Origin of the sequence: Cryobacterium inferilacus (assembly GCF_019599185.1) — a bacterium.
GTDB classification, from domain to species: Bacteria; Actinomycetota; Actinomycetes; order Actinomycetales; family Microbacteriaceae; genus Cryobacterium; species Cryobacterium inferilacus.
Window position 1 is genome coordinate 24503 of record NZ_JAIEUL010000028.1, and the last position, 9555, is coordinate 34057.

Annotated in this window: 9 protein-coding genes; 5 read left to right on the forward strand and 4 right to left on the reverse strand. The window is 68.2% G+C overall.

Annotated elements, in window-relative coordinates; all coding sequences use genetic code 11:
* Positions 1 to 190: 190 nt before the first annotated feature.
* Positions 191 to 514, forward strand: coding sequence for a hypothetical protein (locus tag K2F54_RS17545; protein WP_220607147.1), 324 nt, complete (start codon positions 191 to 193; stop codon positions 512 to 514).
* 113 nt (positions 515 to 627) lie between these two features.
* Here K2F54_RS17545 and K2F54_RS17550 read toward each other — a convergent pair whose 3' ends face one another.
* Entirely contained in the window at positions 628 to 1860 is a 1233-nt protein-coding gene (locus K2F54_RS17550) for an isochorismate synthase (protein ID WP_308287729.1), read from the reverse strand.
* Between the two features lie 66 nt (positions 1861 to 1926).
* On the opposite strand from K2F54_RS17550, the gene K2F54_RS17555 reads away from it, so the two are divergent.
* From K2F54_RS17555 to K2F54_RS17570, 4 genes are all read left to right on the forward strand, one after another.
* On the forward strand, positions 1927 to 2652 hold the full coding sequence (locus K2F54_RS17555) for a class I SAM-dependent methyltransferase (protein WP_308287730.1): 726 nt from the start codon (positions 1927 to 1929) through the stop codon (positions 2650 to 2652).
* A gap of 31 nt (positions 2653 to 2683) precedes the next feature.
* Positions 2684 to 3754: a polyprenyl synthetase family protein gene (locus K2F54_RS17560; protein ID WP_220607148.1), complete on the forward strand. Its 1071-nt coding sequence runs from the start codon at positions 2684 to 2686 to the stop codon at positions 3752 to 3754.
* 10 nt (positions 3755 to 3764) lie between these two features.
* Positions 3765 to 5162 carry an FAD-dependent oxidoreductase gene (locus K2F54_RS17565; protein ID WP_220607149.1) on the forward strand — a complete coding sequence of 466 codons (1398 nt, stop codon included), beginning with the start codon at positions 3765 to 3767 and terminating at the stop codon, positions 5160 to 5162.
* 86 nt (positions 5163 to 5248) lie between these two features.
* The gene (locus tag K2F54_RS17570; protein ID WP_220607150.1) at positions 5249 to 6262 is read left to right on the forward strand and encodes an alpha/beta hydrolase; all 1014 of its coding nucleotides are present in this window, start codon (positions 5249 to 5251) and stop codon (positions 6260 to 6262) included.
* Positions 6263 to 6320: 58 nt separating this feature from the next.
* Here the strand turns inward: K2F54_RS17570 and K2F54_RS17575 are convergent, their stop codons facing one another.
* From K2F54_RS17575 to K2F54_RS17585, 3 genes are all read right to left on the reverse strand, one after another.
* Positions 6321 to 6809: a YajQ family cyclic di-GMP-binding protein gene (locus tag K2F54_RS17575; protein ID WP_220607151.1), complete on the reverse strand. Its 489-nt coding sequence runs from the start codon at positions 6807 to 6809 to the stop codon at positions 6321 to 6323.
* 187 nt (positions 6810 to 6996) lie between these two features.
* Positions 6997 to 8352: a pyridoxal phosphate-dependent decarboxylase family protein gene (locus K2F54_RS17580; protein ID WP_255577272.1), complete on the reverse strand. Its 1356-nt coding sequence runs from the start codon at positions 8350 to 8352 to the stop codon at positions 6997 to 6999.
* 114 nt (positions 8353 to 8466) lie between these two features.
* The coding region (locus K2F54_RS17585; protein WP_220607153.1) for a phosphopantetheine-binding protein at positions 8467 to 9555 on the reverse strand (1089 nt) is incomplete at its 5' end.

The following is a 9555-nucleotide window of genomic DNA, read 5'->3' on the forward strand; positions in this document are numbered from 1 at the left end:
AGCCCGCCCCCGCCACCAGTCGCGTCGGCAACTGTTGCCCGTGCGGACAATTGCGCCCGGTACGCCGGGCGCAATTGTCCGAAACGGGCACAGTTGTTCCCCGGCGACCGCGCGGCGCGCCACCACGGCGGGTTTGGTACCGTTGCGTTGTTCCGTCAAGACGTGCCGGACCGGCCCTCAGGAGTTCAGCATGACCGGCAAGCCCACTCCAGCCCGGCGCACTCCGGCCGCTCCCGCCCCGGCCAGGGTGCCGCGTGTTCCCGCCGACAAGCTAGCCCTGTGGGCAATGATCGTCGGGGTCGTCGCGTTCCTCGGCGGCTGGCTGCCCGTTCTCGGACTGATCCTCGGCGTGCCCGGCGTGGTCCTCGGGCTCCTGGCCAAGCGGCGCTCGAACCGGCCCGAACTGGGGCTGACCGGCCTGATCCTCTCGATCATGGCCGTACTGACCAACATTGTGATCGACGTGATCGTGATCGTCCTGATCGTGACCCAGGCCAACAGCCTGCCCGGATAGCCGCCCCGTCGCCCGGCCGCGCGCACGCATCCGCCAACTGTTGCCCAGACGGACAAGTGCGCCCGGCGTGCCGGACGCAGTCGTCCGGAGCGGGCACAGTTTGAGACCGTGGGTTAGGCGAACGCCTCGACGATGGGGCGGAACTTCATCTTCGTCTCGGCCAGTTCCCGGTCGGGATCGGAGTCCAGCACGATGCCGCAGCCGGCGTACGCGGTGACGTCGCCCGTGGGGGAGACCTGCGCGCAGCGGAGCGCAATGGCCCACTCTCCGTCCCCGTCCGCGCCCACCCAGCCCACCGGCCCGGCGTAGCGACCGCGGTCGAATGGTTCCAGCTCGCGGATGAGCGCGAGCGCGTCCTGCGTGGGCGTGCCGGCCACCGCCGCGGTCGGGTGCATCGCCGCGATGAGGTCGAGCGAGGTGGACCCGTCGCTCAGGGTGCCCTCGAGGTCGGTGGCCAGGTGCCACAGGTTCGGCAGCTTCACCGTGAACGGGATCTCACTGGTGGTGAGCACCGAGGTGTGAGGGCGGAGCGCCGCCAGCACGCTCTGCACGGCGAACTCGTGCTCGTCACCGTCTTTGCTCGAGGTGGCCAGGGCGAGCGCCGCTTCGAGGTCGGCTGCCGCATCCGCCCCGCGGGAGATGGTGCCGGCGAGTACCCGGGCGTTGACCTCGTTGTGGTCGGCGCGAATGAGCGTCTCCGGGCTGGAACCGACGAGTCCGTCGACGGCGTAGGTCCAGCAATCGGAGTAGCCCAGAGCCAGTTCGCTCAACAGCCGGCGCAGGTCGCTCTCCGCGGGCAGCCGGCCGACGAGGTCGCGGGCCAGCACCACCTTGCTCAGGTCCTGAGCGCCGATCCGGGCCACGGCGGCGGACACGGCCTCCCGGTAGCCGGCCGGCTCGAGCGCTCCGGGCAGCAGCGAAATGCGGTACTCGTCGCCCAGCGGATGCAACGCCAGCGGGATCTCGGGGGCGGCCTGTCCGGTGGGCCAGACCCGGGTCACCCAGCACTGGCCGTCCTCGCGGCCCACGATCAGCTCTGGCACGATCAGCACGCTGGTCTGGCTGGAGGAGTCGTCGAAGGCGAACGTGCCGAAGGCCAACAGGCCGGTACCCGTGCGTTGTAGCGGGTCGGTCACGGTGGCGGCCGCGACGACCTCGCGCCACGCGCTCGCGGCATCCGTCATGCGGGTGGGCCCGGAGAACTCAAGGCGGAGCGCCGTGCCGATGCCGGCGAGGCCCTGGTTGCGGCGCATCCAGAGCAGCGGCTTGCGCGCATCGAGCAGCAGGATCAGTTGGCGAATGTCGGCAATCGGGGAGGTTTCAACCGTTAGAGCAGGCGCATTCACTCGTCTACCCTACGCCCGCGCCCACGGATACCCGGCCCCGCGCCCTGCGCAATCTAGACTGGACCGGTGAGTAGAGCAGATCTTAATAAGCAGCCGGCACAGGTCGCAGCCATGTTCGATCTGGTCTCGACGCATTACGACCGCACCAACGCGCTGCTGTCCGTGGGCAACGCGTCCCTGTGGCGCATCGCGACGACCCGTGCCGTCAACCCGCAGCCGGGCGAGCGCATCCTCGACATCGCGGCAGGCACCGGCACCTCCAGCGTGGCGCTGGCGCACACCGGCGCACACGTCGTGGCCGCCGATTTCTCCGAGGGCATGATCAAGGTGGGCCGCGAACGGCACGCAGATAACCCCAACGTCGAGTTCGTGCAGGCGGATGCCACAGCGCTGCCGTTCGCGGACGGCGAGTTCGACGCCGTCACCATCTCCTTCGGCCTGCGCAACGTCGTAGAGCCCAAGAAGGCCATCGCCGAGTTCTACCGGGTGACCAAGCCAGGCGGCCGCGTGGTCATCTGCGAGTTCTCCACCCCGCCGTTCACGCCCATCCGGGTGGGCTACTTCGCCTACCTCAACCACGTGATGCCGCGCATCGTCAAGCTTGCCTCCTCCAACGCCGAGGCGTACGACTACCTGGGCGAGTCCATCGCCGCGTGGCCGAACCAGCCCACCCTCAGCGCCTGGCTGCGCGACGCCGGCTACGACGCCGTGGCCTACCGCAACCTCAGTCTCGGTATCGTGGCTCTGCACCGCGGAATCAAGACCGCGCATGCCCCAGAAACAACCTCCTGAAACTCCCAGATCCGATCGTTAGGCTGACAGAGTGAAATTGACCGCCCCCGTGGCCCGCCGGAGCCCGTCGGTAACGTCGCAGCTGGGCCTGAGCGATCGCATCTTCTCCACCTCCGCCGACCGCGGTCTGGCCGCCAGCATCGACACCGGCCTGGACAAGGTGACGTCGACCCTGTTGGGAGAACTCGTCTTCGCCGACGAGATCGCCTCGGTGACCAGCCGGTACCTGCTCGACGCCGGCGGCAAGCGGGTGCGCCCGATGCTCGCCCTGCTCACCTCGCACCTCGGCGACGGCACCATTCCCGACGTCATCCGCGCCGCCGCAGCGATCGAGATCACGCACCTTGCCTCGCTGTACCACGACGACGTCATGGACGACGCCGAGAAGCGCCGCGGCGTGCCCAGCGCCCAGGTGGTCTGGGGCAACTCGATCGCCATCCTCGCCGGCGACCTGCTCTTCTCCCGCGCCAACCAGCTGATGGGCCGGCTCGGCGAACGCGCCGTGCGCCTGCAGGGCGACACCTTCGAGCGCCTGGTCCTCGGCCAGCTGCACGAGACCGTCGGACCCAAGGACGGCGAAGACCCGATCGAGCACTACATCCAGGTGCTCGCCGACAAGACCGGTTCCCTGATCGCCGCCGCCGCACAGGCCGGCATCATCTTCTCCAACGCGCCAGCGGAGTTCGAGGAACCCGTGGTGCAGTTCGGCGAGCGGATCGGTGTCGCGTTCCAGCTCATCGACGACGTGCTCGACCTCTCGCCGCAGCCCCAGGAGACCGGCAAGGTGCCTGGCACCGACCTGCGCGCCGGCGTCGCCACCCTGCCGCTTCTGCGCCTGCGCGAGCGTGCGGCAACGGATGCGCGTGCCGCCGACCTCGCCGCCCGCCTCGAGGCCGATGTGATGAGCAGCGCCGGCGTGGCGACCGCGGCCGCCGATGACGCCATCACGGCGCTCCGCGAGCACGATGTGACCACCCAGACCCTCGCGGAGGCCCATGGTTGGGCCCGTGATGCCGTTGCCGCCCTTGCGCCGTTGCCGGACGGCTCGGTCAAGAAGGCGCTCACCCGCTTCGCCGAGACCATCGTCGAGCGATCCAGCTAGAAAGGCTTCCATGACCAAGTTGCGATTGGCCATCGTCGGTGCGGGCCCCGCCGGCATCTACGCCGCAGACATCCTCCTCAAGGCCGAACGGAACTTCGAGGTGTCGATCGACCTGTTCGACCACCTCCCGGCCCCGTACGGACTCGTGCGTTACGGAGTGGCCCCAGACCACCCGCGTATCAAGGGCATCATCAACGCGCTGCGGGACGTGCTCGACCGCGGCGACATTCGCCTGTTCGGCAACGTGCGCTTCGGTACCGACATCACTCTCGACGACCTCAAGAAGCACTACAACGCGGTCATCTTCGCCACCGGCGCTGTGCACGACGCCGACCTGGCCATCCCCGGCATCGAACTGGAGGGCTCGTACGGCGCCGCCCGGTTCGTGAGCTGGTTCGACGGCCACCCCGACGTGCCGCGCACCTGGCCGCTGACGGCCACCTCCGTCGCCGTGATCGGCAACGGCAACGTCGCCCTCGACGTCTCCCGGATGCTCGCCAAGCACGCAGACGACCTGCTGCCCACCGAGATCCCGGCCAATGTGTACGAGGGCCTCAAGGCCTCCCCGGTGACGGATGTGCATGTGTTCGGTCGCCGCGGACCCACCTCGGTGAAGTTCACCCCGCTCGAGCTGCGCGAACTCGGCGAGCTCAACGACGTGGACATCATCGTGCACGACGAGGACTTCGACTACGACGACGCCGCCCGCGCCGCGGTGGCCAGCAACAAGCAGGTCTTCGTGATCGACAAGGTGCTCAACCAGTGGCGGAAGCGCGAGACCGGAACGGCCTCCCGCCGCCTGCACCTGCACTTCTTCGCCCGCCCGGTGGAGGTCACCGACGACGGTAACGGCCACGTCGGCGGCTTCAAGTACGAGCGCACCGCACCGGATGGCCACGGCGGCGTGGTGGGAACCGGCGAGATCCGCGAGGTGCCCATCCAGGCCATCTACCGGGCCGTCGGCTACTACGGCTCCCCGCTGCCCGGCATCCCGTTCGACAAGAAGCGCGGTGTGATCCCCAACCGCGAGGGGCAGGTGCTCTGGAAGGGCGAGCCCGGCTTCGAGTCCAGCACCGCCAGCCAGCAGATGTACGGCGTCTACGCCACCGGCTGGATCAAGCGCGGACCGGTGGGCCTGATCGGGCACACCAAGTCCGACGCGATGGAGACCGTGCGGCACCTGATCAACGATGTGGGCAACTGGTGGCGGCCCGAGTCGCCCGCCGAGGACAGCGTTCTCGAGCTGCTGGAGAGCCGTGGTGTGGCCTACACCAACCTCGACGGCTGGCACCGGCTGGATGCCCATGAGCTTGCTCTGGGTGCCGAGCAGGGCCGGGTTCGTGTCAAGGTCGTGCCGAGGCGTGACATGGTGGAGATCTCCCGCGCCCAGGTGCCCGTAGAGCTCTAGACCCCCCTCTCGCGAACTGTGAGAAAAGCCCCAAATCTCGCGAGATTCTGGGGCTTTACTCACAGTTCGCGATCTAGGGTGGGGTCATGGGGGAGTCCGTGTGGCAGGAGGATCTGCTCGGTGGCGGCTTCCAGCAGTTGACGCTGCCGCTGGGCACCGACGGCGAAGGTGATGTCGTCGCCACACTCGTGCGCCACCGGCCACCGCTCGGCGACCTGGTGTCGCCGTTCGCTCCGGCGCGCGGCACCGATGTGCTCTACGTGCACGGATGGTCGGACTACTTCTTCCAGACCGGCCTGGCCGAGTATTGGCAGGCCGCCGGCGCTCGTTTCTACGCCCTCGACCTGCGCAAGTATGGGCGCAGCCTGCGGGACTACCAGACACCCGGCTACGTGGCTGACCTGGCGACCTACGACGCCGACATCGAAGCGGCACTGGCCGTGATGGGGCACGGTGCGGATGCCGACCGGCCGTCCCGGCGCCGCCTGCTGCTGATGGGGCATTCCACCGGCGGCCTCACCCTCAGCCTGTGGGCGGCCCGGCATTCCGGCCGCGCATCCGCTCTGGTGCTGAACAGTCCGTGGCTTGAGTTCCAGGCCGGCGGGGTGGGCCGCGCGTTCCTCGCGCCCCTCGTCCAGCTGGGTGCCCGCGTGCAGCCGCTGGGCACGCTTCCCCAGGTCGACTTGGGGTTCTACAGTCGGTCGGTTTCCCACGCACTCGGTGGCGAGTGGGACTACGCGCCGCAGTGGCGCCCACAGCGCGGGTTCCCGGCGCATCAGGCCTGGCTGAACGCGGTGCTCGAGGGGCACGCCACCGTGGCCGCCGGCCTCGACATAGACGCCCCGGTGTTGGTGCTGCTCTCGAAGCGCTCGACCATCCTGCCGCGCTGGAGTGAGCAGATGCGATCCTCAGACAGCGTGCTGGTGGTGGACGAGATCGCCCGCGCGGCGGTGCGACTGGGCTCCACCGTCACGATTTCGCGCATCGAGGGGGCCCTGCACGACGTGGTCCTCTCCGCAGAACCCGCCCGCAAGGCGGCCTACGCGTCCCTCACCCGCTGGCTTCGCGCATACGCCCCCTCAACATCCCGCGACCTGTGAGAAAAGCCCCAAATCCCGCGGGATTCTGGGGCTTAGCTCACAGTTCGCGGGAGTGGGGTTAGCGGAAGTTGACGAACTGGAGGGCCACGTCGAGGTCCTTGCCCTTGAGCAGGGCCATGGTGGACTGCAGGTCGTCGCGGCTCTTGGAGGAGACGCGGAGTTCGTCACCCTGGATCTGGCTCTTGACGCCCTTGGGTCCCTCGTCGCGGATGATCTTGTTGATCTTCTTCGCATTCTCCTGGTCGATGCCGGCCTTCATGCTGGCTTCGATGCGGTATTCCTTGCCCGAGGGGTACGGGTCGCCGGCGTCGAGGCTGCGCAGCGAAATGCCCCGCTTGATCAGCTTGGACTCGAACACCTCGAGGATCGCCTTGACGCGCTCCTCGGTGTTCGCCTTCATCATCACCTTCTCGCCGCTCATCTCGATGGATGCGCCGACGTTCTTGAAGTCGTAGCGCTGAGCCACCTCTTTGTGAGCCTGGTTGAGCGCGTTGTCGATCTCCATGGGGTCGACCTTGCTGACGATGTCGAACGTTGAATCTGCCACTTCTTCACTCCATCTGTATTTGAGTTCACACCCGGCCCGGATGCTGTCCAGATCTGACCGTCTGCTCGATGAGGCGGCCGTAACCCTGGCCAGGTCGAGGACCGGATCGCCCCCAATCGGGGTGGGCGTCGAACGGGTGCGACACCTTCGAGTCTATGACCGATCTCTGTGGCGCCGATCTGAGCGGTCAGCTCATCGAATCGAGAAGTTCCAGGAGAAGCTCGCGGGTGGTGAGCGGGTTGATGATCGCGAGCCGAAGGTTCGGTACCGAGTTGTGCGAGCTCGGTGTGACGAGGGCGCGACCCGTTGACAGTTGGAGCGCCGCCCAAGAGTCGTAGTCGTCTTGCGTCCAGCCGATCCGCTCGAAAACGACTATCGAGAGCTGCGGGTCGCGGACGAGTCGTAGGTGTGGCCGCAAGTTGATCTCGTCGGCGATTTCTCGGGCCAGTTCGATGCAGGCCGTCACCGCGTCCCGGTAGGCTCCGGCGCCGTGGGTTGCCAGGGAGAACCAGAGCGGCAGCCCGCGTGCGCGCCGCGTGAGGTGCACGGCATAGTCGGCGGCACTCCAATCGGCGGTTTGGGTGACGGCGTCAAGGTACTCCGCACGTTGCGTGTGGGCTCGGCGCCCCTCCTCCGGATCGCGGTAGATCAGGGCACACGCATCGAACGGAGCGAACAGCCACTTGTGTGGGTCGACGATCAGGGAGTCTGCGCGTTCGACGCCGGCGAACAGGGGGCGGCCGACGGGCGAGAGCATCCCCGCGAGACCGTAGGCGCCGTCGACGTGCAGCCAGAACGTGTATTCGTCCTTGAGGGCGGCGATCGATGCGATGTCATCAACGGTGCCGAAGTTCGTCGAACCCGCCGTTGCGACGACAGCGAAGACCGTCACATCAGTGGAGTCCAGTGCCTCCCGCACCGAGCCGGCCTCCAACGCTCCAGTCGAGGATGGCCTGACCGGGACGACGTCGACGTCCATTATGCGGGCGACCGAGCGGACCGAGGAATGCGCATCGGCGCTTGCGATGATGGCCCAGCGAGCCGGTGCCGAAAGGCCCAGCCGCGCTCGGGATCGACGCGCGCTCTCCCGCGCCGCGACGAGGGCGGACAGGTTCCCTTGGGTGCCGCCCTGCACAAAAGTTCCGCCCGCGCCCGGTGGGAGGCCGAACTCGCGGGCGAGCCAGTCGAGCACTTGGTTCTCGGCGAAGATCGCGCCGGAACCCACCCGCCAGAACCCGCCGAAGACGGCGCTCGCGGAGACGAGCATGTCGAACGCCGTCGCGGTTTTCGTCGGAGCGGCGGGGATGAAGGAGAGGTATCCCGGATGATCGGCGGCCACGCAGGCGGGGCTCAGCACGTCCGCGAAGATCCCGAGGGCCGCCTGCACGCCGATGCCCTGCTCCGTCAGAGCGCCGGAGGCGAACTCGAGTAGGTCCGAATCCTTCGTTGTCCCGCCCAGCGGCGGATCGGTGAGCAGGCGTTCGCGAGCACGGGCGAGGATCAGGTCGACGGCATGCGCGGTCTCGTCGCTGGTCACGTGCATTCGCGTCGACGCGGCCGCAGCCTGTGTGACGGCCGGAACGGGCGCGACCGAGCCCTCGTCCGGGCTCTGTCCGGTGGGGATCGTCACGTCGTTTTCATCGGTGGTCGTCATCGGTCACTCGCCTCCAGCTGGGGTTGTTTCGGTGGTCTGGGGCGCGCCCGCCGGCAATATCGTTCGAGCTCCGGCCAGCCGATCGAGCAGCAGTGCGAACCGGCGCAGGAGCCCGGAGGCACGCGGCGGTCGGCCGCGCGATCCGTCGACCCGCGCGTTCGTGACTCCGGCGGTGGTTTCGAGGACGAGGAAAATGTCGATCTCGTCGAGGAGCACCGGGTCCGGTGCGCCACCCGCCGGGGGCAGGCGCAGAGCCGGCAGGCTGCCTGCTCCCTCGAATCGGATCCGACTTCCCACGTCGAGTGTTCGCGCGTCGAGCAGCGCGCGCTCGAGCGCGTTGATCCTCGTCTCGTGCGGTCCGGCAGCCGGGACGTCGAGGGCGACGAGCCCCGCGGCGAGCCACAGCAGAACCTGTCGAGGCATATCGTCTGTCGTCGATTCAAGGGCCAGGACGAACGCGTATGCCGAGGCGACCGTATCCTTCGGCTCCCACCGGCTCGAGACGGCGACTGTTGACGTGGAGCCGCCACCGCCGCGGTTCAATACGGTGCGGCGCAGGACGAGTGTCGCCTGGGCGGTGCGGCGTATCCGCGCCGCTTGCGCGCGAACGGTCGTTGCAGCGAAGAGGTCGCCGATGCCGAGCGGTTCAGCCGAGTGAGTGGCGAGTTGCGACCGCAGTTGGATGAGGGTGAGCGAGGTGCCGCCGATTTCGAAGAAGTTGTCGTCGGGGCCGATGTCGTCCCGTCCAAGCACCTCCGTCCATACCGCGGCGATCTCCGTCTCCAGGCCTCTGCCGAGTGGTGCGCTTACCGTCTTTCCTGGGCTCGGTCGCGGTAGCGCGGCTGGATCCAGCTTCCCGTTGCGAGTCAGCGGGATCGCGTCGATGCGGGTGAATGACGCGGGAATCATATAGCCCGGCAGCCGGTCGGCCAGAGCGTCGCGCACCTCGGCACCGGCATCAGTGTCAGTGTCGGTGTCGGTGTCGGTGACGAGGTACGCGGCCAGGGCCAGGGGTGCGTCCGGGGCGCCGCGGTGACCGATCACGACCACATCGCGAGCCAGGCCCGTGGCACGGATCGCGGCTTCCACCTC

Excerpts from the sequence above, each read along its gene's own strand:
- K2F54_RS17545 (WP_220607147.1), top strand. The coding sequence starts at position 191 with ATGACCGGCAAGCCCACTCCAGCCCGGCGCACTCCGGCCGCTCCCGCC.
- K2F54_RS17565 (WP_220607149.1), top strand. The coding sequence starts at position 3,765 with ATGACCAAGTTGCGATTGGCCATCGTCGGTGCGGGCCCCGCCGGCATC.
- K2F54_RS17570 (WP_220607150.1), top strand. The coding sequence starts at position 5,249 with ATGGGGGAGTCCGTGTGGCAGGAGGATCTGCTCGGTGGCGGCTTCCAG.
- K2F54_RS17580 (WP_255577272.1), bottom strand. The coding sequence starts at position 8,352 with ATGCACGTGACCAGCGACGAGACCGCGCATGCCGTCGACCTGATCCTC.